The sequence below is a fragment of the Streptococcus mitis genome, from assembly GCF_003942865.1.
GTDB classification, from domain to species: domain Bacteria; phylum Bacillota; class Bacilli; order Lactobacillales; family Streptococcaceae; genus Streptococcus; species Streptococcus mitis_BI.
Genome location: NZ_RJNZ01000017.1, coordinates 1 through 26454 on the forward strand (window position 1 = coordinate 1; position 26454 = coordinate 26454).

The window sequence follows — 26454 nt, forward strand, 5'->3', positions numbered from 1 at the left end:
AGTTCAGTGGTAGAACACCACCTTGCCAAGGTGGGGGTCGCGGGTTCGAATCCCGTCGTTCGCTTAGAGAGGCCGGGGTGGCGGAACTGGCAGACGCACAGGACTTAAAATCCTGCGATTGGTAACGATCGTACCGGTTCGATTCCGGTCCTCGGCATAATATAATGAGCACCCTTAGCTCAACTGGATAGAGTACCTGACTACGAATCAGGCGGTTAGAGGTTCGACTCCTCTAGGGTGCATTTTTCTTTTTAACTCGGGAAGTAGCTCAGCTTGGTAGAGTACTTGGTTTGGGACCAAGGTGTCGCAGGTTCGAATCCTGTCTTCCCGATACATGGCGGTGTAGCTCTTTGTTAACTGTAGTGGGTTGAAGAAAAGCTAAGCTAGAGAGAGGACGAATTTCGTCCTTTCTTTTTGATGTTTAGAGCGATAAAAATCCGTTTTTTGAAGTTTTCGAAGTTTCGAAAACCAAAGGCATTGCGCTTGATAAGTTTGATGAGATTATTGGTTGCTTCCAGTTTGGCGATGATTTCCTTGTGTGTAACCCTATTAATAACATTGATAATTTTGATATCAGTATCTTCAATGTCAAGCAGTTTCGTGATAAAATGTAATAGTTCCATATGAATCTTTCTAATGAGTTGTTTTGTCGCTTTTCATTATAGATTTTATGGGACTTTTTTCTACACCAAAATAAGCTCCATAATATCCATAGGGGATTTATCCACTACAAATATTATAGAGTCATTTGTTAAAAGTAGCAGTCTTTAAGGAAAGATACTAGCTATATATTTTTTCTAAATATGGTAAAATAGTAGGAGAATAATGTGAGGAAAATGAATGTCAAATAGTTTTGAAATTTTGATTAATCAATTGGGGATACCTACTGAAATGAGACAGGTTCCTGCTTTAGCACAGGCCGATATTGAGCGAGTTGTGGTTCATAAAATTAGTAAGGTATGGGAGTTTCATTTCGTATTTTCTAATATTTTACCGATTGCAATCTTTTTAGAATTAAAGAAAGGTTTGAGTGAGGAATTTTCTAAGACAGGTAATAGAGCTGTTTTCGAAATCAAGGCTCTGTCTCAAGAATTTTCAAACCAACTTTTACAAGCATATTATAGAGAGGCTTTTTCTGAAGGGCCATGTGCTAGTCAAGGTTTTAAATCCCTTTATCAAAATTTGCGAGTTCGTGCGGAGGGCAATCAACTCTTTATTGAAGGCTCTGAGGCGATTGATAAGGAGCATTTTAAGAAGAATCATCTTCCTAATTTAGCGAAACAACTTGAAAAGTTTGGTTTTCCAGCTTTTAATTGTCAAGTAGAGAAAAATGATGTGCTGACCCAAGAGCAGGAAGAGGCCTTTCATGCTGAAAATGAGCAGATTGTTCAAGCGGCCAATGAGGAAGCGCTCCGTGCTATGGAACAACTAGAACAGATGGCACCTCCTCCAGCGGAAGAGAAGCCAGCCTTTGATTTTCAAGCCAAAAAAGCTGCAGCTAAACCCAAGCTAGATAAGGCAGAGATTACTCCTATGATCGAAGTGACGACGGAGGAAAATCGTCTGGTCTTTGAAGGGGTTGTTTTTGATGTAGAGCAAAAAGTGACCAGAACAGGGCGTGTTTTAATCAATTTTAAAATGACGGACTATACTTCAAGTTTTTCTATGCAAAAGTGGGTCAAGAATGAGGAAGAGGCTCAGAAATTTGATCTAATCAAGAAAAATTCTTGGCTCCGAGTTCGTGGGAATGTGGAGATGAATAACTTCACACGCGATTTGACTATGAACGTGCAAGACGTGCAGGAAGTTGTTCACTATGAGCGGAAGGATTTAATGCCAGAAGGAGAAAGACGGGTTGAGTTTCATGCTCATACTAATATGTCGACCATGGATGCACTACCCGAGGTAGAAGAGATCGTTGCGACAGCTGCTAAGTGGGGACACAAGGCGGTTGCCATCACAGACCATGGAAATGTTCAGTCCTTCCCACATGGCTATAAGGCGGCTAAGAAAGCGGGAATTCAGCTTATCTATGGAATGGAAGTTAATATCGTGGAGGACCGTGTCCCTATCGTCTATAACGAAGTGGAGATGAACTTGTCGGAAGCGACCTACGTGGTCTTTGACGTGGAAACGACAGGTCTTTCAGCCATCTATAATGACTTGATTCAGGTTGCGGCCTCTAAGATGTACAAGGGGAATGTCATTGCTGAATTTGATGAATTTATCAATCCTGGGCATCCCTTGTCAGCTTTTACTACTGAGTTGACTGGAATTACAGATGATCATGTCAAAAATGCCAAACCACTAGAACAAGTTTTGCAAGAATTCCAAGAATTCTGCAAGGATACGGTCCTAGTTGCTCACAATGCCACCTTTGACGTTGGCTTTATGAATGCCAATTATGAGCGTCATGGTCTGCCAAAAATTAGTCAACCAGTTATCGATACGCTCGAATTCGCAAGAAATCTCTATCCTGAGTATAAACGTCATGGTTTGGGACCTTTGACTAAGCGTTTTGGTGTGGCCTTAGAACATCACCACATGGCCAATTACGATGCGGAAGCTACAGGTCGCCTGCTTTTCATCTTTATCAAAGAGGTAGCAGAAAAACATGGTGTGACCGATTTAGCTAGACTCAACATTGATTTGATTAGTCCAGATTCTTATAAAAAAGCTCGGATTAAGCATGCGACCATTTATGTCAAGAATCAGGTAGGTCTAAAAAATATCTTTAAACTGGTTTCTTTGTCTAATACCAAGTATTTTGAAGGGGTGCCACGAATTCCGAGAACAGTTCTAGATGCCCATCGGGAAGGTTTGATTTTGGGGTCGGCTTGTTCGGAAGGTGAAGTTTTTGACGCAGTTGTTTCCCAAGGTGTGGATGCGGCGGTTGAGGTGGCCAAGTATTATGACTTTATCGAGGTCATGCCACCAGCTATCTATGCTCCCTTGATTGCCAAGGAGCAGGTCAAGGATATGGAAGAACTCCAGACCATTATCAAAAGTTTGATAGAAGTTGGAGACCGTCTTGGTAAGCCCGTTCTGGCTACGGGAAATGTCCACTATATCGAACCGGAAGAAGAAATTTATCGTGAAATTATCGTCCGTAGTTTAGGACAGGGGGCTATGATTAACCGGACTATTGGTCATGGCGAACATGCCCAACCAGCACCACTTCCCAAGGCTCATTTTAGAACGACCAATGAAATGTTGGATGAATTTGCCTTCCTGGGAGAGGAACTGGCACGTAAATTGGTTATTGAAAATCCCAATGCTTTGGCAGATATCTTTGAACCTGTTGAGGTTGTTAAGGGGGACTTGTATACGCCTTTCATCGACAAGGCTGAAGAAACAGTTGCCGAGTTGACCTATAAGAAGGCCTTTGAGATTTATGGAAATCCGCTGCCAGATATCGTTGATTTGCGGATTGAAAAAGAACTAACCTCTATTCTGGGGAATGGATTTGCTGTGATTTATCTGGCTTCCCAGATGCTGGTACAACGTTCCAATGAACGGGGCTACTTGGTTGGTTCTCGTGGGTCTGTCGGATCTAGTTTCGTTGCGACCATGATTGGGATTACAGAGGTCAATCCTCTTTCTCCTCACTATGTCTGTGGTCAGTGTCAGTACAGTGAATTTATCACAGATGGTTCGTACGGTTCAGGATTTGATATGCCCAATAAGGACTGTCCAAACTGTGGTCATAAACTCAGCAAAAACGGACAGGATATTCCTTTCGAGACCTTCCTTGGTTTTGATGGGGATAAGGTTCCTGATATTGACTTGAACTTCTCGGGAGAAGACCAGCCTAGCGCCCACTTGGATGTGCGTGATATCTTTGGTGAGGAATATGCCTTCCGTGCAGGAACGGTTGGTACGGTGGCTGCCAAGACTGCCTATGGCTTTGTCAAGGGTTACGAGCGAGATTATGGGAAGTTTTATCGTGATGCAGAGGTGGAACGTCTTGCTCAAGGCGCTGCCGGTGTCAAGCGTACAACAGGACAACACCCCGGGGGAATCGTTGTTATTCCTAACTACATGGATGTCTACGACTTTACGCCTGTCCAGTATCCAGCGGATGATGTGACGGCTGAATGGCAGACCACTCACTTTAACTTCCATGATATCGACGAGAACGTCCTCAAACTCGATGTACTGGGGCATGATGATCCGACCATGATTCGAAAACTCCAAGACTTGTCTGGGATTGACCCTAATGAAATTCCTATGGATGACGAAGGCGTGATGGCACTCTTTTCTGGGACTGATGTGTTAGGGGTAACACCTGAGCAAATCGGGACGCCTACGGGAATGTTGGGGATTCCAGAGTTTGGAACCAACTTTGTCCGAGGCATGGTCGATGAAACCCATCCGACAACTTTTGCGGAGTTGCTTCAGTTGTCAGGGTTGTCCCACGGTACTGACGTTTGGCTTGGCAATGCCCAAGATTTGATCAAGCAAGGAATAGCGGATCTATCGACTGTTATTGGTTGTCGGGACGACATCATGGTCTACCTCATGCATGCTGGTCTCGAACCTAAGATGGCCTTTACCATTATGGAACGGGTACGTAAGGGTTTGTGGCTGAAGATTTCAGAAGAGGAACGCAATGGCTACATCGAAGCCATGAAGGCTAATAAGGTTCCAGAGTGGTATATCGAGTCCTGTGGGAAAATTAAGTACATGTTCCCTAAAGCCCATGCGGCAGCCTATGTTATGATGGCCTTGCGTGTAGCCTACTTCAAGGTTCATCATCCCATTTATTACTACTGTGCTTACTTCTCAATCCGTGCTAAGGCCTTTGATATCAAGACAATGGGTGCGGGCTTGGATGCCATCAAACGTAGAATGGAAGAAATCTCTGAAAAACGGAAGAACAATGAGGCCTCTAATGTGGAGATTGACCTCTATACAACTCTTGAGATTGTCAATGAAATGTGGGAGCGTGGTTTCAAGTTTGGCAAACTCGATCTCTACCGTAGTCAGGCGACAGAGTTCCTCATCGATGGGGATACCCTCATTCCGCCATTTGTGGCAATGGATGGTCTGGGAGAGAACGTTGCTAAGCAGTTGGTACGAGCGCGTGAAGAGGGAGAATTCCTCTCTAAAACAGAACTACGCAAACGTGGTGGACTCTCATCAACATTGGTTGAAAAGATGGATGAAATGGGTATTCTTGGAAATATGCCAGAGGATAACCAGCTGAGTTTGTTTGATGAGTTGTTTTAAAAAATTGCTTATTTCGATCAAGTGGACAAAATATGTCCACTTGATTTGTTATAATTCTCTTAAAAATAATAGAAAAGAGAGTATAATATGGTGGATCAAGGAATTTTAAATTCTAACGTGTCAATTGAAGAGCAAATTTACAATTTTGAAAAAGGCTTGAAAGATGATGGGAGTGATAGGTACTTCACTAGGAAAAAAGCAACTGGCTCAGGAATTTGAGGTTAGCGAAAAGACGATACAGAGAGATTTTTCGCTACTCCGTGATATTTTATCTAGTAACACTAGTTATAGTGGAGATTTGCTTTATAACCGTAAGACGAATAAGTATTGTTTAGTAAGTAAGTCAGTTTTTAATAAAAAGGATATTCTCGTTATTTCAAAGATTTTATTGGAAAATCGAGCACTGAACAGACCAGAAATTGCTAGCTTACTAAATAATTTACTGGTCTTGGTTCCCCGTGCTGATCAGAAAGAAATTGAGCAGATCATTGGCAGCGAAAAGCTTAACTATGCTCCCTTAACGGATCAACAAAATAGAATAGAGAAAATTTGGAATTTATCAGAAGCTATTTTGCATGAACAGGTTCTAGATATTATCTATCAAAAACCTTATTCTGAATCTTCTAAGAGGCAGACTGTTTTGCCAGTCTCTCTTTACTATGATAGTCATTATTTCTATCTGGTTGTCTACCAGTTGAAACATGCTACTTATATTACTTTAAGAATAGACCGTATCCAGTCATGGTCTCTTAGTGGTATAGAGAAACCCTCTATTTCTTATCGAAGTAAATTTAGAGATGGCGACATTCGTAACGAGAGAGTGGATGCTTTTATCGGGAAGAAAATCAGTATTGAAATCGAGTACTTGTACGATCCGACGATTGTGATGGATCAATTTCCAAATGCAAAAATAGTTGGGAAAAATGGCGATTGGACTCATTTTCAGTTTGAAAGTCAGCACACACCGGGGCTTAAACGCTGGTTGCTGGGGCAAGGGGAAGCAGTTACTGTTTTATCTCCTTGGATTTTAGTAGAGGATATGAAGCAAACAGTTCAAGAAATGATAGATAAATATAGATGAGGATAAAATGACTATTCAATTTACTTCTAAAAAGGTTGGAGAACTATTGAAAAAAGGGAATTTGCGGATTCCTTCTTATCAAAGACCATATAAATGGAACAGAAAACATATCCGTAATCTTTTTTATGATTTACGAGATGCTGTGGGGAAAAAGGAATATCAGATTGGTTCCGTTATCTTGCATGAAAATGATGGATACTTAGATGTTGTCGATGGACAGCAACGGCTAATTTCAATTTCTTTGTTTCTTCATTTATTAGATAGTTTAGAAAATTATAAGGGTGCTAAGCAACTGCTGAGTGCTGCTGTATTTGGAGAGTTATCTTGCTATCATGCGAGTGAAAATTATAATGAGTGGGAAAATTTGACTCAATTGGTTGGCGAAAATCAGGCAAAAGATATTTGCAATTTTTTATTGGGAAATTATTCTGTCTCCGTGATTACTATGCCACAGGAACGATTATCTGAAGCCTTTCAGTTATTTGATTCTCAGAATAATCGTGGAAAATCTTTAGAACCTCATGATTTGCTCAAAGCCTATCATCTTCGCAAGGAAGATACCGAAGATGAAAGAATTGTGGAAAAGTGGGAGCAATTTGTAGAAGATAAAGATTTAAGTCTCAAAGAGTTGTTTGATAAACATCTTTTCCGTATGAGACGTTGGTCTCGAGGAGAGACAGGATTGACAAACAAGCGTTATGGATCTTATCTCCGTTTTACAGAGGATTTTATTGACGATTTTAAAGGTGTTGATTTGAATCAGAACTTTCCATATCTAGAATTGTATCGTCATATTGAAAATCTCCCCATGTCCATTACTATGCCAATCATTGATGGAAGTAAATTTTTTGAGTATATTGAATCTGCTCATGGAACTATTAAAGAACATAAAGATTTTTTAAATGCAGAGTTAGGATTTTCTGATGAACCTGAAGGAGAAGAAAAAAATCTAGCTTACCCAGAAGGTATGTTAAACATTTACAATAGCTCAAAGGGGCGCTACCTCAAGTGTCACAATATATTCCTAAATATTTGCTCTCTTTTCGCAGATAGATTTGGAAAAGATGAGCTATCAAGGGAGATAGTAGAGACCTTGTTTATTTGGTCTTATTACCCTCGAGTTAAGTCTAAAGCTATATATGATGCAACGGTAGGAAACTATGTTGCTGGTGGAAAGTTTAGACAAAAAGAGGTTCAAAAGCTATTTCAACTTTTATCTCATGCTGTCACTCCGAATGATTTCATGGTCAAGATAGATAGAGAATTATTTGAAAATTATACTGTGGACAAGATTATAGAAGAGGAAAAAGATAAATGGTAGAAACACATATAAGCTTATCAGTTAATCGTTTGTTAAATGAAGATACCTATGCTATCCCTCTTTATCAGAGAAATTTTGCTTGGACTTATGATGAAATTGAACAGTTATTGAACGACGTAGCAGATGCTTTTCAAGAAAATAGAGACAATTACTATATTGGAACATTGGTCGTTAATAACGAGAATGACATTTTCAAAATCATAGATGGGCAACAACGGACAACTGCCCTTAATTTGATTGCCCTAGCTTTGAAGAATGAGTTTGGTTTTGATAGATTGAAAGCTGTCAAGCTTACCTTCCCAGCTAGGAAGAAATCAAATAAGAATATTCAAGATTTATTTGCCAAGCAAGAAATTTCAGAGGACGATGAGAATGAGCTGACTAGAGGTTACGGATATGCTAAAGACGCATTGAAAAAAGTGCTAGAGGAGCGCCAGCTTAATCCTCAGTTTTTCGTTGACTATCTTTTTGAAAAGGTCATCATTTTTCGGAGTATACTTCCTGAGGATTTAGATTTGAATCTTTATTTCGAACGTTTCAACTCTCGAGGAGAACAACTAGAGGCTCATGAGATTCTTAAGGCGCAAATGATGGCTAAGTTCGGTACAGATCAAGAAATGGCGCAAAAGTTTGCAAGAATTTGGGACGCCTGTGCAGAATTTGATAAGCCGGTAATAAAAACTTTTCAAATCCGAAGTAGACCAAACAATACTGATGAAGAGGGGGAGAAAATTTTTGGTAAAGAATTTACTAACTTCAAATTGGAAAGTGTATTTGAGAAAATAAGAGTAAAAAAAATTGAGCAACGAAGTTTACTAGATGCAATTACTCAGACAAAATATGAAAGTAGTAGCTTAGTAAATAATGGAGCAGATATTTCAAATTATACGACTGTAATTGATTTTCCAACATTTTTACTTCAAGTTTTTTTCATTATGGAAGGAAATGATGAAACTACATTTGATGATAAAAAATTATTGAAAATTTTTGAAATTGAACGACGAGATAGAGAATGGGTCCAACAATTTGGGCAACTACTTCTGACTATGAAGCATATATTTGATACGTTTATCGTAAAAAATGTCCAATTAGAAAATGAAACCGAATGGCAAATCAAACGAGGTCAGTATGAGACATATCAACGAAATGAAAATGGAGGATGGAGATATGTTCGAATTAATTATCAAAAAAATACTTTTGACAATTTAAACAAAAACATCATTCTCCTCCAATCCATGTTTGCTGTGACCTTTACTGCCAATCGAGATAGTCGTTGGTTATATGAAATCTTGCAATTCCTGTTTAACCATATTGAAGAGTTAAATCAAACAGAATTTGCTAGTCTCTTTAAGGATTTTCTTGAAAAAATGGCAGTGAGATATGCTGAGGAAAGATTGTTTACCGAAGATAAAAGTATCAAAAAATATGGTGCAATTCCTGTTTATGCTTTTAACTTTGTAGATTATGTTTTATGGAAAAATCGTGCTGAATTAGAGAAAGAGTACAAGGATATTAATTTTGATTATTTCAAATTTGCATATCGTCGCTCCATAGAGCATTGGTATCCTCAGAATCCAAATGGACATGATGGAGAGAGCCAATTGCCTGCTGAGTTTTTACATTCCTTTGGCAACCTTTGTATTATTACCGATAGTCAGAACTCCCGGTTTGGCAACTCCTATCCAGAGGCTAAATTAGAACAATGGGAAAGAGAAGGGATATTCCATCGTCAGAGTTTAAAATTACAGATGATGGCAAAGATAACTTCTAAAAGAAATAGATGGGATATTGGTGAGATTCAATCTATGGAAAAAGAAGTGGAAAGATATGTACAAAATTTTTGTAATAGCTAATTAAAACAAGCTTCAGTAAGCTTGTTTTTTAAAATACCAATATATGTGATATACTAGTAAGGGAGGATATTTCATGAAACTAAGAATTTTTGCAGAAGATAAGCCGGCTGAGAAGGTATTTGAATATCAATTAGAACTTGCTGATCAAACAATTCTTCTATCAACAGCACTCTTGTCAGGTGCTATTGCTTTAGCAGGATTATTCTCTGCTTTGAAAGAAAAATAAAAATAGAAAAGAGAAAACAACATGGTTTTACCAAATTTTAAAGAAAATCTAGAAAAATATGCGAAATTATTGGTTGCGAATGGAATTAACGTGCAACCTGGTCATACTTTGGCTCTCTCTATTGATGTGGAGCAACGCGAGTTGGCTCATTTAATCGTGAAAGAAGCTTATGCTTTGGGTGCACATGAGGTTATCGTTCAGTGGACAGATGATGTGATCAACCGTGAGAAATTCCTCCACGCGCCGATGGAGCGTCTGGACAATGTGCCAGAATACAAGATTGCTGAGATGAACTATCTCTTGGAGAACAAGGCTAGTCGTCTTGGAGTTCGCTCATCTGATCCAGGTGCCTTGAACGGAGTGGATGCTGATAAGCTTTCAGCTTCTGCTAAAGCGATGGGACTTGCGATGAAGCCAATGCGTATCGCAACTCAATCCAACAAGGTTAGCTGGACTGTAGCAGCGGCTGCTGGACTTGAGTGGGCTAAGAAAGTCTTTCCAAATGCTGCGAGCGATGAAGAAGCAGTCGATCTCCTTTGGGACCAAATCTTTAAAACTTGCCGTGTCTACGAAGAAGATCCTGTTAAGGCCTGGGAAGAGCATGCAGCTATCCTCAAGAGCAAGGCCGATATGCTTAATAAAGAACAATTTTCAGCCCTTCACTACACAGCGCCGGGGACAGATTTGACACTTGGTTTGCCAAAGAACCACGTTTGGGAATCAGCTGGGGCTATCAATGCACAGGGCGAAGGATTCTTGCCAAATATGCCGACAGAGGAAGTCTTCACAGCACCTGACTTCCGTCGTGCAGATGGTTATGTAACTTCTACAAAACCGCTTAGCTACAACGGAAATATCATTGAAGGCATTAAGGTGACCTTTAAGGATGGACAAATTGTGGATATCACTGCAGAAAAAGGCGATCAGGTCATGAAAGACCTTGTCTTTGAAAATGCGGGTGCGCGTGCCTTGGGTGAATGTGCCTTGGTACCAGACCCAAGCCCAATTTCTCAGTCAGGCATTACCTTCTTTAACACCCTTTTCGATGAGAATGCGTCAAATCACTTGGCTATCGGTGCAGCCTATGCGACTAGCGTTGTTGGTGGAGCGGAGATGAGTGAAGAGGAGCTTGAAGCTGCGGGGCTTAACCGTTCAGATGTTCACGTAGACTTTATGATTGGTTCTAACCAAATGGATATCGATGGTATCCGTGAGGATGGGACGCGTGTACCACTCTTCCGTAACGGAGATTGGGCAAATTAAGGAGATAATATGTTAGGAAGTATGTTCGTTGGTCTCCTAGTGGGATTTTTAGCAGGTACTCTGACCAATCGTGGAGAACGCATGGGATGTTTTGGAAAAATGTTTCTCGGATGGATTGGTGCCTTTATAGGCCACTTGCTTTTTGGGACTTGGGGACCGATAATAGCAGGAACTGCCATTATTCCGGCAGTACTAGGTTCCATGATTGTCTTAGCGATTTTCTGGAGACGAGGAAGTTAATTTCTTAAATCTAAAACGAAAAGGAGGTTGGTTATTGAGACGGCCTCCTTTTGATATGATATAATAGTTCTATGAGATTAGATAAATTTTTAGTTGCCTGCGCTGTAGGGAGTCGGACAGAGGTCAAAAACATGCTCAAGGCTGGGCGCGTGACGGTAAATGGTAAAAAAGAAAAATCAGCTAAATTGCAGATTGATGAAAAAATAGATGAGATTCGCTTTGATGGGCAAGTACTGGAGTATGAAGAGTTTGTCTACTACATGATGAATAAGCCCCAAGGAGTTATTTCAGCGACTGAGGATTCCAAGCACAGAACCGTGTTGGACTTGCTGGATGACTTGGCTCGGAGCAAGGAAGTTTTCCCAGTAGGGCGATTGGATATTGACACGCATGGTCTTTTGCTCTTGACCAATGACGGCAAACTAGCTCATGCTCTTCTTTCACCTAAGCGTCATGTGGATAAGACCTATCTGGCACAGGTTAAGGGAACTATGACTCAAGAAGACGTAGAGACATTTGCCAAGGGCATTCCGCTCAAAGACTTTACCTGTCAGCCTGCTAGACTGGAGATTATTTCCACAGATGAAGAAAAGAATCAGAGCCAAATCCGTGTGACCATTGCAGAAGGGAAGTTCCATCAGGTCAAGCGTATGGTGGGATACTGTGGTAAGGAAGTAGTAGACCTACAGCGTTTGACTATGGGAACTCTGATGTTAGATGATAACTTACAAAGAGGGGAATGGCGTCGCTTGACCAAGGAAGAGTTAGAAGCTCTCCTTGCGAATATTGCTTAATTTGATTTATATTCGAAAAGGTGAGGAAGAATATCCTTGCCTTTTATGTTTTTCAGTTGCTTACTTTGTGAAAAGCGTTATAATAGACTGTAGAATAAAAGGAGGAATCTATGAACGCGATTCAAGAATCATTTACTGATAAATTATTTGCTAACTATGAAGCAAATGTCAAATACCAAGCGATTGAAAATGCTGCTAGTCACAACGGAATTTTTGCAGCCCTAGAACGTCGCCAAAGTCATGTAGACAATACACCTGTTTTCTCATTGGATTTGACAAAGGACAAGGTAACAAACCAGAAAGCGTCTGGTCGTTGCTGGATGTTTGCGGCTCTCAACACCTTCCGCCACAAACTTATCTCTCAATACAAATTGGAAAGCTTTGAGTTGTCACAGGCCCACACATTCTTCTGGGACAAGTATGAGAAATCAAACTGGTTCTTAGAGCAAGTCATTGCGACTGCAGACCAAGAATTGACTAGCCGTAAGGTTAAATTCCTACTTCAAACACCACAACAAGACGGAGGTCAATGGGATATGGTCGTTGCTCTCTTTGAGAAATACGGTGTTGTACCTAAGTCTGTTTACCCTGAGTCTGTTTCATCTAGCAGTAGCCGTGAGCTAAATGCCATTCTCAACAAATTGCTTCGTCAAGATGCTCAAATCTTGCGTGACTTGCTTGCTTCTGGTGCTGACCAAGCGACTGTTCAAGCTAAGAAAGAAGACCTCTTGCAAGAAATTTTTAACTACCTTGCTATGTCATTGGGTCTTCCACCACGTCAGTTTGACTTTGCTTATCGCGATAAAGACAACAACTACCAAAGCGAAAAGGGCATTACACCACAGGAATTTTACAAGAAATATGTTAATCTCCCTCTAGAAGACTATGTTTCTGTTATCAACGCCCCAACTGCTGACAAACCTTACGGAAAATCTTACACAGTTGAGATGTTGGGGAATGTGGTTGGTAGCCGTGCAGTTCGCTACATCAACGTGCCGATGGAGCGCTTGAAAGAATTGGCGATTGCCCAAATGCAAACAGGAGAAACTGTTTGGTTTGGTTCTGATGTCGGCCAGCTCAGCAACCGCAAAGCTGGAATCCTTGCGACAGATGTTTATGATTTCGAATCAAGCATGGATATCAAACTCACTCAAGATAAGGCTGGACGTTTGGACTACAGCGAAAGCTTGATGACCCACGCCATGGTCTTGACAGGTGTTGATTTGGATGAAAATGGTAAGTCAACCAAGTGGAAGGTTGAAAACTCATGGGGAGACAAGGTCGGTACAGATGGTTATTTTGTTGCCTCAGACGCTTGGATGGACGAATACACTTACCAAATCGTTGTTCGCAAAGAATTGTTAACAACCGAAGAACAAGCTGCCTATGAAGCAGAACCAATTGTGCTTGCACCATGGGATCCAATGGGAGCTTTGGCTGAATAAAAGCATAGAAAAAAGGAATCAGGTTTAGAACCTGGTTCCTTTTAAGTTGCTTGATTACATGATACCGAAGAAACGAGCTGCGATACCTACTGCAAAGAGTGCAAGGATGATTGAGATTGGTGATACTTTTTTCTTAAGCAACCACATGCAAAGGAAAGTAAGGAGAAGTCCCATCAATCCTGGAATCAATGAATTCAACTGACCTTGAAGGGTTTGTGGTTGAATCTTATCTAGGCTCAATCCACCAAGTGCTTGTCCAAGGATACCTTTCAATTCAGCACCTGATACAGCTCCTTCTGGGAAGTTGATGTAGGCACCTTCAGCCAATTGTTTACCTGGAAGGTTAACAGTGAAGTTGATCGATACCCAACGTTGTACAAGAACAGCAAGGATGAACATACCAAGGATAGAAGCTCCTTTAGTGATGTCTTTCAAGATACCACCAGACATGTCTTTAGTGATTTCAGATCCAGCTTTGTAACCAAACTCTTGTGTGTACCATAGGAAGGCCATACGGATCGCATTCCATCCGAAGAAGAAGAGAAGTGGACCAACCAAGTTACCAGATGCAGCAAGTGATGCACCAAGAGCTCCAAGGATAGGACGAACTGTAAACCAGAATACTGGGTCACCGATACCAGCAAGAGGTCCCATCATACCGATTTTAACCCCTTGGATAGCAGCGTCGTCGATTTCAACACCGTTAGCACGTTCTTCTTCAAGTGCAAGAGTAACCCCCATGATTGGAGCAGCTACGTATGGGTGAGTGTTGAAGAACTCAAGGTGACGCTCAAGAGCAGCAGCTTGGTCTTCTTTAGTAGTGTACAATTTTTTGATAGCTGGGATCAACGAATAAGCCCAACCCAAGTTTTGCATACGCTCGTAGTTCCAAGAACCTTGAAGGAATTGTGAACGCCACCAAACTTTTTTACGATCTGATTTTGATAATTGAAGTTTTTCAGTCATGATTGTTCCCCTTTCTAGTAGTCTTCTAGGATATCACCGATTGGGTCGTTAGAAGTTGCAGCTCCTCCGCCACCGTTACCACCTTGTTTTGAAAGGTTAAGGTAGATGACGGCAAGGGCAACACCGACTACACCAAGGGCAATCAAAGTCAGTTGAGAAATGGCAGCAAAAGCAAAACCGATTGCGAAGAATGGCCATACTTCACGAGTTGCCATCATGTTGATAACCATAGCGTAACCAACGGCAACGACCATAGCACCACCGACAGCCATACCACCGTTCAACCAGTCTGGCATCAATTTAAGAGCATCTTGAACGGCAGAAGCTGGGATAGCGATAAGGAAGGCTGCAGGGATAGCAATACGAAGACCTTGAAGAAGAAGTGCGATAAAGTGAGCACGTTCAACAGCCGCAATATTTCCTTCTTTAGCAGCAGCATCTGCAGTGTGAACCAAACCAACTGAGATTGTACGAACAATCATAGTCAAGAAAAGTCCAGCTACGGCAAGAGGGATAGCTGTTGCTGTTGCAACGGCGATACCTTCAGTAGTAAAGTTACCACCTTTGATCAAGATGATTGCTGCGGCAACAGATGCAAGAGCAGCGTCAGGAGCTACGGCAGCTCCGATATTTGCCCAACCAAGGGCGATCATTTGAAGTGATCCACCAAGCATAACACCTGCTTCGAGGTTACCAGTTGCAAGTCCGATAAGGGTACATGCGACGATTGGTTGATGGAATTGGAATTGGTCGAGGATACCTTCAAGACCTGCAAGGAAGGCAACAACTACAACCAAGACAGCAGAAATAATTGAAATATCTGACATGGTTTTATTCCTTTTCTATTTAATGATAATAAAGTGAAAAATTTTCTTAGAATTCTTCTATAGTTTGATATTTGTTATTGAACGTTGGCTTTGCTAATCAAGTCAAACAAATCTTTTTTAGTGTCGTTTGGTACTTTACGTACGTCAAATTCAACACCGAGGTCACGCATTTTTTCAAATGTAGCAACGTCTTCTTTGTCCATAGACAAAACGTTGTTGATCATTGTTTTACCAGTTGAGTGAGCCATTGATCCGACGTTAAGAGTCTTGATTGGCACGCCACCTTCAATTGCACGAAGAGCATCTTGAGGTGTTTCAAACAAGATAAGGGCATGTGTTTCTCCAAAACGTGGGTCTTTTGAAACCTCAATCAATTTTTGGATTGGTACAACATTGGCTCTTACTCCATTCGGAGCCGCTTGTTTAATCAATTCTTTACGAAGATCGTCGTTTGCAACATTATCTGAAGCAACGATGATACGATCTGCTTTTGAATCTGGAGTCCAAGCAGTTGCAACCTGACCGTGAAGTAAACGAGTGTCTAGACGGGCAAGATTGATTTTCAGTTTACCGTCACCGATAACAGTTCCTTCTGGGATAGCAGCTTGGGCAACTGGAGCAGCTGCAGCACTTGCAACTTCTTCAACTGGATTTAACTCTTCTGGAAGAGCTTTGATGCCATCTTTGGCTTCTTTGATAATATTCGCAGCGACTTTTTCCACACCTGCTGTAGCGTCCATGAGGCGCTCTGTATAGGCTTGGATTAACATCGGTAAGTTAAGTCCTGTGATGATGGCAAACTTACGATCAGGATTTTCTCCCATCACGCGACTAGCTTGGTTGAATGGAGAACCACTCCAAAGGTCAGCCAAAACTAGCACCTCATCTTCTGCGTCAAATGCAGCCACAGCGTTGTTAAATTTAGCATATAGGTCATCTGGACCTTCATTTGGCATAAAGGTTACAACTTGAACCTTTTCTTGTTCACCAAAAATCATAGATCCTGACTGATGAATACCTGCAGCAAATTCACCGTGGCTCGCAATAATGATTCCGATACTCATTATTGTCATTCCTCCTTATAAAATGTTGTGCCCATTGTTTAAGAAAACTTTAAGACTAGATTAGTATAAACCGTTTTCATAAAAAAATCAACTATTTATCATAAAATAATTAAAAAGATTACATCTGAAAATATTGATATATTGAGTTTTAGAGAAGTTTTTTTGAATTCTTATTTAAAAATTTAATATAAAAAAGTTGGAAGCGTATTCCAACTTTTAAAATAGGTTTCTATTAGATTAGTGGGTGAAGTCGAGTACCATACGTCCTTGGATTTGACCTTTTTCCATTTCGTCGAAAATGGCTACAGCATCTTCTACTGGACGTTTTTGCACAACTGGAACTACTAAACCTTCTGCACCGAATTGGAAGGCTTCTTCCAAGTCTTTACGAGTTCCTACAAGAGAACCTATGACTTGGATTCCATCTAGAACGGTTTTGACGATGCTGAGTTCCATCATTTCAGAAGGAAGACCAACAGCGACTACGCGACCACCGGCACGAACTGAGTCAACAGCCTGGTTGAAGGCAACTTTAGACACAGCAGTTACGACAGCTGAATGAGCTCCACCATCAGTTTTTTCCTTGATGAGTCCAGGTACATCTTCAACTTCGAGGCCGTTAATAACAATGTCAGCGCCTACTTCTTTTGCAAGGGCAAGTTTGTCGTTATTGATATCAACTGCGATAACATGAGCATTGAATACTTTTTTAGCGTATTGAACAGCTAGGTTACCAAGTCCACCAGCACCGTAAAGAACAACCCATTGGCCTGGTTCAACTTTGGCCTCTTTAATGGCTTTATAGGTTGTTACACCAGCACATGTGATAGAAGAAGCTTGGGCTGGATCAAGTCCGTCAGGAACTTTAACAGCATAGTCTGCAGTTACGATACATTGTTCAGCCATACCACCATCTACTGAGTAGCCGGCATTTTTCACTGTACGGCAAAGGGTTTCGCGACCAGTTGTACAGTATTCGCAAGTACCACATCCTTCAAAGAACCAAGCAACGCTGACGCGGTCGCCGACTTTAAGGCTTTTAACATCTGGTGCAATTTCTTTAACGATACCAACACCTTCATGTCCTAAAACACGTCCTGGTACTTGACCAAAGTCACCATGGGCAACGTGGAGGTCAGTGTGGCAAACACCACAGTATTCAATTTCTACAAGCGCTTCTCCAGTTTCAAGTGGACGGAGTACTTTTTCTTCAACAGCAACACCAGTGCTTTCTGGATTTACAACAACAGCTTTCATAGCTATCCTCCTTGATATTGGCCGAGAACAGGGACAACAGGACTGGATTGATTTTGTGTCAACAGAGTCGAGTGTGACGAGCTCTCTTGTATTTATATGTGAAGTATATCACAAAAGAAAGCCTTTTCCAAGGTTTTGGAGGTAAAAAATAGAACAATCGATTAACTGGTTGATGAGACTGTGAAAAGAGCACAAAGACCAGCTCGCAAGCTGGTCAGAATAGACTATAAGAATAAATCTTGCAGGGTTTTAGCAACACCGTCTTGGTCATTGGTCAGGGCGATTTGCTCATCCGCATAGGGGAGTAGCTCTGGGTTGGCATTTTTCATTGCATAACCTTTCCCAGCAAAAGCGAGCATTTCGGTATCGTTGTGTTCATCTCCAAATGCAATCAAATCCTTTTTATCGCGGTTCATTACCTTGAGCAAGTAGTCCAAAGCAAAGGCCTTATTGACACCTTTGGGGGTACATTCAAGGATATTGAGCGGACCACCCCAGGTATTGATAGAAAGTTGATGCTGGTAGAAGGAGTTCATTTCTTTTGCCAAGGCATACTTGTCACTGGCTCTGGTCTGCAACAGAATACAGTTAGGATCCTTGGTCACTAATTCAGGCTGGAATTGATCTTCAGGCTGGAAAGCTTCTACACCAAATAGTTTGGGATTGGCAATTTCTTCATTAGGATTTGTAATGTAGAATTTTTTACGGTATTCTCCAGCGACAAAATCGGCTTGAATGTCCTCTGAACGTCGAACCATATCTAAAAGATATTTTTTGTCTACAGTCAAACACTTTTCAAAATCCCAAACTTGGTCTGGTAAATGAGTAAGGGAGCCATTGAAATTAATCATAGGAGTATTTAAGCCTAATTCACGGTAGAAATCTTTTGACATGCGGTAAGGGCGGCCTGTTGTAATAATAACCTGATGCCCTTTTGCAGCAACTTTTTTAATGATTTCTTTGGTAAAGTCAGAAATCTGACTGTCTGAGTTGAGTAGGGTTCCATCCAGGTCAACTGCAATAATTTTTTTCGTCATATAAACCTTTCTAGTGTCTTTCCAGATAAGATGTCTTCTATTATAACAAAAAGCAGGCAGAAAAGCAGATTCCAAACAAAAAATGAAATTGGATCAATTTCTTAAATAAATCAAAAAAGATATTGAAAAAGTGAATGATAAATGATATAATTCTATTATTGTTCGTAAAAATTAAAAGGAGATTAATAATGGACAAATTATTTAAACTAAAAGAGAACGGTACAGACGTTCGTACAGAGGTTCTCGCTGGTTTAACAACTTTCTTTGCAATGAGTTATATTCTCTTTGTAAACCCACAAATGCTTTCGCAAACAGGGATGCCTGCTCAGGGTGTCTTCCTCGCGACGATCATTGGTGCAGTTGCTGGTACCCTGATGATGGCCTTCTACGCTAACTTACCTTATGCCCAAGCGCCAGGTATGGGTCTTAACGCCTTCTTTACATTTACAGTCGTATTTGGACTTGGTTATTCTTGGCAAGAAGCCCTAGCTATGGTCTTCATCTGTGGACTTATCTCATTGATTATTACCTTGACAAATGTTCGTAAAATGATCATTGAATCGATTCCAAATGCCCTTCGCTCAGCTATTTCAGCTGGTATCGGTGTCTTCCTTGCCTACGTAGGAATTAAGAATGCTGGATTTTTGAAATTTACGATTGATCCAGGTAACTATACTGTTGTAGGAGAAGGGGCTGACAAAGCTAAAGCAACGATTGCAGCAAACTCTTCAGCAGTTCCAGGATTGGTTGACTTTAATAACCCAGCTGTTTTGGTGGCACTTGCAGGACTGGCCATTACAATCTTCTTTGTTATCAAAGGAATTAAAGGGGGAATTATCCTCTCTATCTTGACAACAACTATTCTTGCTATTGCAGTTGGTTTGGTAGATTTGTCTAGTATCGATTTTGCTAATAACCATGTTGGTGCAGCCTTTGAAGACTTGAAGACAGTCTTTGGTGCAGCTCTTGGTTCAGAAGGTTTGGGAGCTTTGATTTCAGATACAGCTCGCTTGCCTGAAACTCTTATGGCAATTCTTGCCTTCTCATTGACAGATATTTTTGACACGATTGGTACCTTGATCGGTACAGGTGAAAAAGTTGGTATCGTAGCGACAAATGGTGAAAATCACCAATCAGCTAAGTTGGATAAGGCTCTTTACTCTGACTTGATTGGTACTTCAATTGGTGCCATCGCTGGTACTTCGAACGTAACGACTTATGTTGAGTCTGCTGCTGGTATCGGTGCAGGTGGACGTACTGGTTTGACAGCCTTGGTCGTGGCAATCTGTTTTGCGATCTCAAGCTTCTTTAGCCCACTTCTAGCTATTGTGCCTTCATCTGCTACAGCTCCAATCTTGATTATTGTTGGGATTATGATGCTAGGTAGCTTGAAAAATATCCATTGGGATGATATGGCTGAAGCAGTTCCTGCCTTCTTCACATCTATCTTTATGGGATTCAGCTACTCTATCACTCAAGGGATTGCAGTTGGTTTCTTGACTTACACTTTGACTAAGCTTGTCAAAGGTCAAGCTAAAGATGTTCACGTCATGATTTGGATTTTGGATGCCTTGTTTATCCTTAACTACATCAGTATGGCCCTATAATAGAATTACCCAGGGGGATTTCCCCCTTTTTGAATACAAAGGAGATAGGTAATGAAAGAGAAAAATATGTGGAAAGAATTATTGAATCGTGCAGGCTGGCTGTTAATCTTTCTGCTAGCGACAATTTTATATCAGATTCCTATAGGGGTTACTGCTATTTTAACCTTAAGAGAAGTACCGCTATTACAGTCAGGACTGATAGTTGCTGGTATTTCGATTGTGGTTCTGGTGCTATTTATTATTGGAGCTCGTAAAACGCAATTAGCAAGTTTTAATTTTTCTTTTTTTAGAGCTAAGGATTTGGCACGTTTGGGCTTGAGTTATTTAGTCATTATCTGTTCAAATATACTTGGTTCTATCTTGTTACAACTGTCAAATGAGACGACAACAGGTAACCAGTCTCAGATTAACGATATGGTTCAGAATAGTTCTCTGATTTCCAGTTTCTTCTTATTGGCCTTGCTTGCTCCGATTTGTGAGGAAATCTTGTGCCGTGGGATTGTTCCTAAAAAGATTTTCCGAGGCAAGGAGAACTTGGGATTTGTAGTCGGTACGATTGTGTTTGCTTTATTGCATCAACCAAGTAATTTACCTTCTTTATTGATTTATGGAGGTATGTCGATCGTTCTGTCTTGGACGGCTTACAAGACCCAACGTTTGGAAATGTCTATCTTGCTTCACATGATTGTTAATGGAGTTTTTTTCTGTTTATTGGCACTTGTGGTGATCATGAGTCGGACATTAGGGATTTCTGTTTAAGATTTTTGACAATTGCTTGCTTCTACTGGGAAAAAGATGAATGCAATCGTGTCCATCTTTTTCTTTTTATGGTAAAATAGAGAGATAATATGGTAAAAAGCCTTGAGGGAGTGACCGATATGTCAAGTAAAGCCAATCATGCAAAGACAGCTATTTGCGGAATTATCAATGTAACCCCAGACTCCTTTTCGGACGGTGGTCAATTTTTTGCTCTTGAGCAGGCGCTCCAGCAGGCTCGTAAATTGATAGCAGAAGGAGCCAGTATGCTCGATATCGGCGGAGAATCGACTCGGCCGGGAAGAAGTAGTTATGTTGAGATAGAAGAAGAAATCCAGCGTGTTGTTCCAGTGATTAAAGCTATTCGCAAGGAAAGTGATGTCCTCATCTCCATTGATACTTGGAAAAGTCAGGTGGCAGAGGCTGCTTTGGCTGCTGGTGCCAACCTAGTCAATGATATCACAGGACTCATGGGTGATGAAAAAATGGCCCATGTGGTAGCTAAGGCTGGAGCGAAAGTGGTCATCATGTTTAATCCTGTTATGGCTCGACCTCAGCACCCTAGCTCGCGCATATTCCCTCACTTTGGATTTAATCAAGCTTTTACAGAGGAAGAGTTAGCTGACTTCGAAAAATTGCCAATCGAAGACTTGATGGAGACTTTCTTTGAACGAGCATTAGCTAGAGCAAATCAAGCTGGGATTGCACAAGAAAATATCCTGTTGGATCCGGGAATTGGCTTTGGTCTTACCAAGAAAGAAAATCTACTTCTTTTACGGGATCTGGATAAACTACATCAGAAAGGCTATCCAATCTTTCTCGGAGTGTCGCGTAAGCGATTTGTCATCAATATCCTTGAAGAAAGTGGTTTTGAAGTCAATCCTGAGACAGAGCTTGGTTTCCGCAATCGGGACACGGCTTCGGCTCATGTAACTAGTATCGCTGCGAGACAGGGTGTAGAAGTGGTACGCGTGCATGACGTAGCTAGCCACAGGATGGCAGTTGAAATTGCCTCCGCTATTCGTCTGGCTGATGAAGCGGAAAATCTAGATTTAAAACAATATAAATAAGATGAAAGAAATAGAAAACAATCAGTGGATTGCCCACTATCGGACGGACCAACCGCATTTTGGCTTGGAACGAATGGTGGAACTATTAGCTTTGCGTGGCAATCCCCATCTCAAACTCAAGGTCATCCATATCGGAGGGACCAATGGCAAGGGTTCGACCATTGCTTTTTTGAAAAATATGTTGGAAAAGCTAGGGCTGAGAGTTGGCGTGTTTAGCTCGCCCTATCTCATTCATTATACAGACCAGATTAGCATCAATGGGGAATCTATCCCAGAGGCTAGACTAGAAGCTCTCATGGTGGACTATCAGTCTTTGCTTGAGGGGGAATCGGCTGCCAATTTGCAGGGGACAACTGAATTTGAGATAATTACAGCTATAGCCTATGACTACTTTGCTTCAGAGCAAGTAGATGTGGCTATCATGGAAGTCGGCATGGGTGGACTTTTGGATAGTACCAATGTCTGCCATCCCATTTTAACAGGCATTACGACTATTGGACTGGACCATGTAGCCCTACTTGGTGACACCTTGGAAGCCATAGCAGAGCAGAAAGCTGGTATTATCAAACAAGGAATTCCCTTGGTGACAGGTCGTATCGCTCCAGAAGCTTTGGCTGTGATTGACCGCATTGCGGAAGGGAAAGATGCGCCGAGATTTGCCTACGGGACAGATTATCAGGTCCGCCATCAAAAGAGTATGGTTACAGGCGAAGTCTTTGACTATACAAGTGTTGTCAGACAAGGTCGCTTCCAGACTGGCCTGTTGGGTTTGCACCAGATAGAGAATGCTGGGATGGCTATAGCTTTACTTGATACTTTTTGTAAAGAAGATGGTCGAGAGTTACCAGCTAATACTTTGCTTGCTCAAGCCTTGGAAGAAACAAGTTGGCCAGGGCGTTTGGAAATCGTGTCAAGAGATCTCTTGATGATTTTGGATGGAGCCCACAATCCCCATGCTATCAAGGCTTTATTGGCAACCTTGCAAGAACGCTTTGCGGATTATCATAAGGAAATCCTCTTTACTTGTATCAAAACCAAGGCCTTGGAGGATATGTTGGATTTGTTGGAGCAAATCCCAGATACCGAGCTTACCCTGACACATTTTGACGATAGTCGGGCGACTGATGAAAACGTGCTGAAAGAGGCAGCTAAGTCTAGAAATCTCAGCTACCAAGGTTGGCAGGAATTTCTAGAGCAGAAATTGACAGATAAAAAAGAAGAGAAAAAAACAGTTAGGATTGTCACGGGTTCCTTGTATTTCTTGAGCCAAGTGAGAGCCTATCTGATGGAGAGGAAGAACGAAAATGGATACACAAAAGATTGAAACAGCTGTAAAAATGATTATCGAGGCTGTCGGAGAGGACGTTAATCGCGAGGGCTTGCAGGAAACACCTGCTCGTGTGGCTCGTATGTACCAAGAGATTTTTTCAGGTCTTGGTCAAACAGCGGAGGAACATTTGTCAAAATCCTTTGAGATTATTGACGATAACATGGTGGTAGAAAAGGATATCTTTTTCCATACCATGTGTGAACACCACTTTCTACCATTTTATGGGAGAGCGCATATTGCCTACATTCCAGATGGTCGTGTGGCAGGTTTGTCTAAGCTAGCTCGTACGGTTGAAGTTTATTCGAAAAAACCACAAATTCAAGAACGTTTGAATATCGAAGTGGCCGATGCCTTGATGGACTATCTAGGTGCTAAAGGAGCCTTTGTTGTCATTGAGGCGGAACATATGTGTATGAGCATGCGTGGTGTCAGAAAACCAGGGACTGCAACCTTGACGACAGTAGCTCGTGGTCTATTTGAAACAGATAAGGACCTCCGCGACCAAGCTTATCGTTTAATGGGACTGTAAAAAAATCCGCTTTGGGCGGATTTTTCTAGAAAGGAATCATTATGGATCAACTGCAGATTAAGGATTTGGAAATTTTTGCCTATCATGGTCTTTTTCCTAGTGAGAAGGAATTGGGGCAGAAGTTTGTTATTTCCGCAATCCTATCCTATGATATGACCAAGGCGGCTACAGACTTGGATTTAACAGCTTCTGTCCATTACGGAGAGCTGTGTCAGCAGTGGACGACTTGGTTTCAGGAAACAACTGAGGACTTGATTGAAACGGTAGCCTACAAACTGGTAGAACGTACTTTTGAGGCTTATCCTCTTGTCCAAGAAATGAAGCTGGAACTGAAAAAACCTTGGGCGCCAGTACATTTGCCACTAGATACCTGCTCAGTAACCATTCAGCGCCGTAAGCAACGGGCCTTTATCGCCCTAGGAAGCAATATGGGGGATAAGCAAGCAAACTTGGAGCAAGCGATTGAGAAGATGCGAAATCGAGGTATTCATATTCTCAAAGAGTCCAGTGTCTTGACGACGGAGCCTTGGGGCGGTGTTGAGCAGGATAGCTTTACCAATCAAGTGGTTGAGGTTGAAACCTGGTTGCCGGCCCCAGTTCTATTGGAGACCTTGTTAGCCATTGAGTCAGAGATGGGACGGGTGAGAGAAGTACATTGGGGGCCTCGTTTGATTGATTTGGACTTGCTCTTTGTGGAGGATCAGATTCTTTATACAGACGACCTCATCTTGCCCCATCCTTACATAGCGGAACGCCTTTTTGTTCTTGAGTCTCTACAAGAAATTGCGCCTCATTTTATCCATCCGACATTAAAGCAACCGATCCGTAACTTGTATAATGCTTTGAAAAAATAAAAAAACTCTAGTTTTCAGTAGTTTTTAACTGAAGGCTAGAGTTTTTAAAATAGGTCATTTTCTTCTGGGAGGAGGATAGTTTCTCTACCGTCCATGTCTAAAACCAGCACTCTCGGGGGATAAAGAGGGTCGAAAGGGTGGTTAAAGTCAAAATCAATGGCTGTAGGGAGGTGTTGACTTGAAAAGTGGAAGGTAATTTTTCCTTGGTTATTGAGCAATTGAAACTCAAGTTCTTCTTCCAATTCAAAGACATTTTTTAAGAAATGGTCGATGATATACCAAAAAGAGTCAATGACATCATCAGGCAAGCTGGTAACAATGCCAAAACTAGCCGATCGCATGTGGGTATTGGTAAAAGCCATATTTCTTCCCCTTTCTTTTCCCTTATCATACAGCAAATAGGATTAAAAATCAAGAAAAGGTGATTTTTTCTTCATAAACATAGCTTCCTATGAAATTTTTTCAAATAATCTTCAAAAAATGCTTGAAAGTGTTTACAAATAGTGATAAAATGGAATAAGTAGAATCATGAAAACGAAATTTTCATACCGTCTCTTTTTGGAGTCTCGTGAGGTATGATATAGAAAGGAAATGGAATGAATACAGACGATACAGTAACGATTTATGATGTCGCCCGTGAAGCAGGAGTTTCAATGGCGACAGTTAGCCGTGTAGTCAATGGCAACAAGAATGTAAAAGAGAACACCCGTAAAAAAGTGCTTGAGGTGATTGATCGTTTGGATTACCGTCCAAATGCAGTGGCGCGTGGTCTTGCAAGTAAAAAGACAACCACTGTCGGTGTTGTGATCCCCAATATTACCAATGGTTATTTCTCAACGCTTGCCAAAGGGATTGATGATATCGCTGAAATGTACAAGTATAATATCGTCCTTGCCAATAGTGATGAGGATGATGACAAGGAAGTTTCAGTGGTCAATACACTGTTTTCTAAGCAAGTGGATGGTATTATCTTTATGGGCTACCACTTGACTGAAAAAATTCGTTCAGAGTTTTCTCGTTCTCGAACACCAGTTGTTCTTGCAGGAACTGTGGATGTAGAACATCAGCTTCCAAGTGTCAATATTGACTACAAACAGGCAACGATTGATGCAGTAACCTACCTTGCTAAAGAAAATGAGCGCATCGCTTTTGTTAGCGGTCCACTAGTGGATGACATCAATGGTAAGGTTCGTTTGGTTGGCTACAAGGAGGCCTTGAAAAAAGCAGGTATTTCTTATAGCGAAGGATTGGTATTTGAGTCTAAATACACTTATGAAGATGGTTATGCCTTGGCAGAACGCTTGATTTCATCAAACGCAACTGCAGCAGTTGTAACAGGTGATGAGTTGGCAGCAGGTGTCTTGAACGGACTTGCTGATAAGGGTGTGTTAGTACCAGAAGAGTTTGAAATCATTACCAGTGATGATTCACAAATCTCACGCTTTACCCGTCCAAACTTGACAACTATTGCCCAACCTCTTTATGACCTTGGTGCTATTAGTATGCGTATGTTGACTAAGATTATGCACAAGGAAGAGTTGGAAGAACGTGAAGTTCTCTTACCTCACGGTTTGACAGAACGTCGTTCAACACGAAAACGTAAATAGAAAAAATCAGGGAATCGTGAAGATTTCCTGATTTGTTTTTAGAGAAGGGAATTATACTCAATGAAAATCAAAGTGCAAACTAGGGAGCTAGCCGC

Annotated in this window: 22 protein-coding genes, 4 tRNA genes and 1 pseudogene; 20 read left to right on the forward strand and 7 right to left on the reverse strand. The window is 41.2% G+C overall.

Features of this window, described 5'->3' with window-relative positions; translation table 11 throughout:
- The 4 genes from D8845_RS09565 to D8845_RS09580 all read left to right on the forward strand — a co-directional run bounded on the left by D8845_RS09565 (position 1) and on the right by D8845_RS09580 (position 331).
- Positions 1-61, forward strand: a tRNA-Gly gene (locus tag D8845_RS09565).
- 10 nt (positions 62-71) lie between these two features.
- A tRNA-Leu gene (locus tag D8845_RS09570) sits at positions 72-157 on the forward strand.
- Between the two features lie 11 nt (positions 158-168).
- Positions 169-242 (forward strand) — tRNA-Arg (locus D8845_RS09575).
- 15 nt (positions 243-257) lie between these two features.
- Positions 258-331: transfer RNA gene (locus tag D8845_RS09580), tRNA-Pro, on the forward strand.
- A 47-nt stretch (positions 332-378) separates the two neighbouring features.
- Here D8845_RS09580 and D8845_RS09585 read toward each other — a convergent pair.
- Positions 379-524: pseudogene (locus tag D8845_RS09585) on the reverse strand (transposase); the annotation flags it as partial.
- A gap of 316 nt (positions 525-840) precedes the next feature.
- Here D8845_RS09585 and D8845_RS09590 point away from each other — a divergent pair.
- The 9 genes from D8845_RS09590 to pepC all read left to right on the forward strand — a co-directional run bounded on the left by D8845_RS09590 (position 841) and on the right by pepC (position 13455).
- A complete protein-coding gene (locus D8845_RS09590; protein ID WP_125453269.1) occupies positions 841-5232 on the forward strand; it encodes a PolC-type DNA polymerase III in 4392 nt (1463 codons plus the stop codon).
- A 163-nt stretch (positions 5233-5395) separates the two neighbouring features.
- The gene (locus tag D8845_RS09600) at positions 5396-6313 is read left to right on the forward strand and encodes a helix-turn-helix transcriptional regulator (protein ID WP_125453270.1); all 918 of its coding nucleotides are present in this window, start codon (positions 5396-5398) and stop codon (positions 6311-6313) included.
- 7 nt (positions 6314-6320) lie between these two features.
- Positions 6321-7634 carry a DUF262 domain-containing protein gene (locus tag D8845_RS09605; protein WP_125453271.1) on the forward strand — a complete coding sequence of 438 codons (1314 nt, stop codon included), beginning with the start codon at positions 6321-6323 and terminating at the stop codon, positions 7632-7634.
- Entirely contained in the window at positions 7628-9487 is a 1860-nt protein-coding gene (locus D8845_RS09610) for a DUF262 domain-containing protein (RefSeq protein ID WP_125453272.1), read from the forward strand. The genes D8845_RS09605 and D8845_RS09610 overlap by 7 nt, the downstream gene beginning before the upstream one ends.
- Positions 9488-9560: 73 nt before the next feature.
- Positions 9561-9713: a hypothetical protein gene (locus tag D8845_RS09615; protein ID WP_000776626.1), complete on the forward strand. Its 153-nt coding sequence runs from the start codon at positions 9561-9563 to the stop codon at positions 9711-9713.
- A 21-nt stretch (positions 9714-9734) separates the two neighbouring features.
- Entirely contained in the window at positions 9735-10976 is a 1242-nt protein-coding gene (locus D8845_RS09620) for an aminopeptidase (protein WP_000243934.1), read from the forward strand.
- Positions 10977-10985: 9 nt separating this feature from the next.
- Positions 10986-11216: a GlsB/YeaQ/YmgE family stress response membrane protein gene (locus tag D8845_RS09625; protein ID WP_000901572.1), complete on the forward strand. Its 231-nt coding sequence runs from the start codon at positions 10986-10988 to the stop codon at positions 11214-11216.
- A gap of 71 nt (positions 11217-11287) precedes the next feature.
- On the forward strand, positions 11288-12010 hold the full coding sequence (locus tag D8845_RS09630; protein ID WP_125453273.1) for a pseudouridine synthase: 723 nt from the start codon (positions 11288-11290) through the stop codon (positions 12008-12010).
- Between the two features lie 110 nt (positions 12011-12120).
- Positions 12121-13455, forward strand: a complete 1335-nt coding sequence (gene pepC, locus D8845_RS09635; RefSeq protein ID WP_125453274.1) for an aminopeptidase C — start codon at positions 12121-12123, stop codon at positions 13453-13455.
- Positions 13456-13509: 54 nt separating this feature from the next.
- Here pepC and D8845_RS09640 read toward each other — a convergent pair whose 3' ends face one another.
- From D8845_RS09640 to D8845_RS09660, 5 genes are all read right to left on the reverse strand, one after another.
- Positions 13510-14421, reverse strand: a complete 912-nt coding sequence (locus tag D8845_RS09640) for a PTS system mannose/fructose/sorbose family transporter subunit IID (RefSeq protein WP_042749980.1) — start codon at positions 14419-14421, stop codon at positions 13510-13512.
- A gap of 14 nt (positions 14422-14435) precedes the next feature.
- Positions 14436-15248, reverse strand: coding sequence for a PTS mannose/fructose/sorbose transporter subunit IIC (locus tag D8845_RS09645; protein WP_125453275.1), 813 nt, complete (start codon positions 15246-15248; stop codon positions 14436-14438).
- Positions 15249-15322: 74 nt separating this feature from the next.
- Positions 15323-16312 (reverse strand): PTS sugar transporter subunit IIB, encoded by a 990-nt coding sequence (locus tag D8845_RS09650; RefSeq protein ID WP_125453276.1) that lies wholly within the window; start codon positions 16310-16312, stop codon positions 15323-15325.
- A 237-nt stretch (positions 16313-16549) separates the two neighbouring features.
- Complete coding sequence (gene adhP / locus D8845_RS09655; protein WP_000649186.1) at positions 16550-17569, reverse strand: alcohol dehydrogenase AdhP; 1020 nt, start codon at positions 17567-17569, stop codon at positions 16550-16552.
- Between the two features lie 224 nt (positions 17570-17793).
- Positions 17794-18606 carry a Cof-type HAD-IIB family hydrolase gene (locus tag D8845_RS09660; RefSeq protein ID WP_125453277.1) on the reverse strand — a complete coding sequence of 271 codons (813 nt, stop codon included), beginning with the start codon at positions 18604-18606 and terminating at the stop codon, positions 17794-17796.
- 188 nt (positions 18607-18794) lie between these two features.
- On the opposite strand from D8845_RS09660, the gene D8845_RS09665 reads away from it, so the two are divergent.
- The 6 genes from D8845_RS09665 to folK all read left to right on the forward strand — a co-directional run bounded on the left by D8845_RS09665 (position 18795) and on the right by folK (position 24752).
- A complete protein-coding gene (locus tag D8845_RS09665) occupies positions 18795-20213 on the forward strand; it encodes an NCS2 family permease (RefSeq protein WP_125453278.1) in 1419 nt (472 codons plus the stop codon).
- A 51-nt stretch (positions 20214-20264) separates the two neighbouring features.
- Positions 20265-20972: a CPBP family intramembrane glutamic endopeptidase gene (locus D8845_RS09670; RefSeq protein WP_125453279.1), complete on the forward strand. Its 708-nt coding sequence runs from the start codon at positions 20265-20267 to the stop codon at positions 20970-20972.
- A gap of 89 nt (positions 20973-21061) precedes the next feature.
- Positions 21062-22039, forward strand: coding sequence for a dihydropteroate synthase (folP, locus tag D8845_RS09675; RefSeq protein WP_185757445.1), 978 nt, complete (start codon positions 21062-21064; stop codon positions 22037-22039).
- Between the two features lies 1 nt (position 22040).
- Positions 22041-23363, forward strand: coding sequence for a bifunctional folylpolyglutamate synthase/dihydrofolate synthase (locus tag D8845_RS09680; RefSeq protein WP_125453280.1), 1323 nt, complete (start codon positions 22041-22043; stop codon positions 23361-23363).
- On the forward strand, positions 23344-23898 hold the full coding sequence (gene folE / locus D8845_RS09685; RefSeq protein ID WP_023940374.1) for a GTP cyclohydrolase I FolE: 555 nt from the start codon (positions 23344-23346) through the stop codon (positions 23896-23898). Before D8845_RS09680 ends, folE begins: the two co-directional genes overlap by 20 nt.
- A gap of 41 nt (positions 23899-23939) precedes the next feature.
- Positions 23940-24752: a 2-amino-4-hydroxy-6-hydroxymethyldihydropteridine diphosphokinase gene (gene folK / locus D8845_RS09690; protein ID WP_125453281.1), complete on the forward strand. Its 813-nt coding sequence runs from the start codon at positions 23940-23942 to the stop codon at positions 24750-24752.
- Positions 24753-24796: 44 nt separating this feature from the next.
- Here folK and D8845_RS09695 read toward each other — a convergent pair whose 3' ends face one another.
- The gene (locus D8845_RS09695; protein WP_000886035.1) at positions 24797-25114 is read right to left on the reverse strand and encodes a DUF960 domain-containing protein; all 318 of its coding nucleotides are present in this window, start codon (positions 25112-25114) and stop codon (positions 24797-24799) included.
- Positions 25115-25348: 234 nt separating this feature from the next.
- Here D8845_RS09695 and ccpA point away from each other — a divergent pair, with 234 nt between their 5' ends.
- Positions 25349-26359 carry a catabolite control protein A gene (gene ccpA / locus D8845_RS09700; RefSeq protein WP_125453282.1) on the forward strand — a complete coding sequence of 337 codons (1011 nt, stop codon included), beginning with the start codon at positions 25349-25351 and terminating at the stop codon, positions 26357-26359.
- The last annotated feature ends 95 nt before the right edge of the window (positions 26360-26454 follow it).

What these genes read in the sequence shown, in the direction of transcription:
- D8845_RS09610 (WP_125453272.1), top strand. Translation starts at nt 7,628, where the DNA reads ATGGTAGAAACACATATAAGCTTATCAGTTAATCGTTTGTTAAATGAA.
- D8845_RS09630 (WP_125453273.1), top strand. Translation starts at nt 11,288, where the DNA reads ATGAGATTAGATAAATTTTTAGTTGCCTGCGCTGTAGGGAGTCGGACA.
- D8845_RS09695 (WP_000886035.1), bottom strand. Translation starts at nt 25,114, where the DNA reads ATGGCTTTTACCAATACCCACATGCGATCGGCTAGTTTTGGCATTGTT.
- D8845_RS09680 (WP_125453280.1), top strand. Translation starts at nt 22,041, where the DNA reads ATGAAAGAAATAGAAAACAATCAGTGGATTGCCCACTATCGGACGGAC.
- folP (WP_185757445.1), top strand. Translation starts at nt 21,062, where the DNA reads ATGGTAAAAAGCCTTGAGGGAGTGACCGATATGTCAAGTAAAGCCAAT.
- D8845_RS09660 (WP_125453277.1), bottom strand. Translation starts at nt 18,606, where the DNA reads ATGACGAAAAAAATTATTGCAGTTGACCTGGATGGAACCCTACTCAAC.
- D8845_RS09670 (WP_125453279.1), top strand. Translation starts at nt 20,265, where the DNA reads ATGAAAGAGAAAAATATGTGGAAAGAATTATTGAATCGTGCAGGCTGG.
- D8845_RS09640 (WP_042749980.1), bottom strand. Translation starts at nt 14,421, where the DNA reads ATGACTGAAAAACTTCAATTATCAAAATCAGATCGTAAAAAAGTTTGG.
- D8845_RS09645 (WP_125453275.1), bottom strand. Translation starts at nt 15,248, where the DNA reads ATGTCAGATATTTCAATTATTTCTGCTGTCTTGGTTGTAGTTGTTGCC.
- adhP (WP_000649186.1), bottom strand. Translation starts at nt 17,569, where the DNA reads ATGAAAGCTGTTGTTGTAAATCCAGAAAGCACTGGTGTTGCTGTTGAA.
- ccpA (WP_125453282.1), top strand. Translation starts at nt 25,349, where the DNA reads ATGAATACAGACGATACAGTAACGATTTATGATGTCGCCCGTGAAGCA.
- pepC (WP_125453274.1), top strand. Translation starts at nt 12,121, where the DNA reads ATGAACGCGATTCAAGAATCATTTACTGATAAATTATTTGCTAACTAT.
- D8845_RS09600 (WP_125453270.1), top strand. Translation starts at nt 5,396, where the DNA reads ATGATGGGAGTGATAGGTACTTCACTAGGAAAAAAGCAACTGGCTCAG.
- D8845_RS09605 (WP_125453271.1), top strand. Translation starts at nt 6,321, where the DNA reads ATGACTATTCAATTTACTTCTAAAAAGGTTGGAGAACTATTGAAAAAA.
- folE (WP_023940374.1), top strand. Translation starts at nt 23,344, where the DNA reads ATGGATACACAAAAGATTGAAACAGCTGTAAAAATGATTATCGAGGCT.
- D8845_RS09665 (WP_125453278.1), top strand. Translation starts at nt 18,795, where the DNA reads ATGGACAAATTATTTAAACTAAAAGAGAACGGTACAGACGTTCGTACA.
- D8845_RS09620 (WP_000243934.1), top strand. Translation starts at nt 9,735, where the DNA reads ATGGTTTTACCAAATTTTAAAGAAAATCTAGAAAAATATGCGAAATTA.
- D8845_RS09625 (WP_000901572.1), top strand. Translation starts at nt 10,986, where the DNA reads ATGTTAGGAAGTATGTTCGTTGGTCTCCTAGTGGGATTTTTAGCAGGT.
- D8845_RS09650 (WP_125453276.1), bottom strand. Translation starts at nt 16,312, where the DNA reads ATGAGTATCGGAATCATTATTGCGAGCCACGGTGAATTTGCTGCAGGT.
- D8845_RS09615 (WP_000776626.1), top strand. Translation starts at nt 9,561, where the DNA reads ATGAAACTAAGAATTTTTGCAGAAGATAAGCCGGCTGAGAAGGTATTT.
- D8845_RS09590 (WP_125453269.1), top strand. Translation starts at nt 841, where the DNA reads ATGTCAAATAGTTTTGAAATTTTGATTAATCAATTGGGGATACCTACT.
- folK (WP_125453281.1), top strand. Translation starts at nt 23,940, where the DNA reads ATGGATCAACTGCAGATTAAGGATTTGGAAATTTTTGCCTATCATGGT.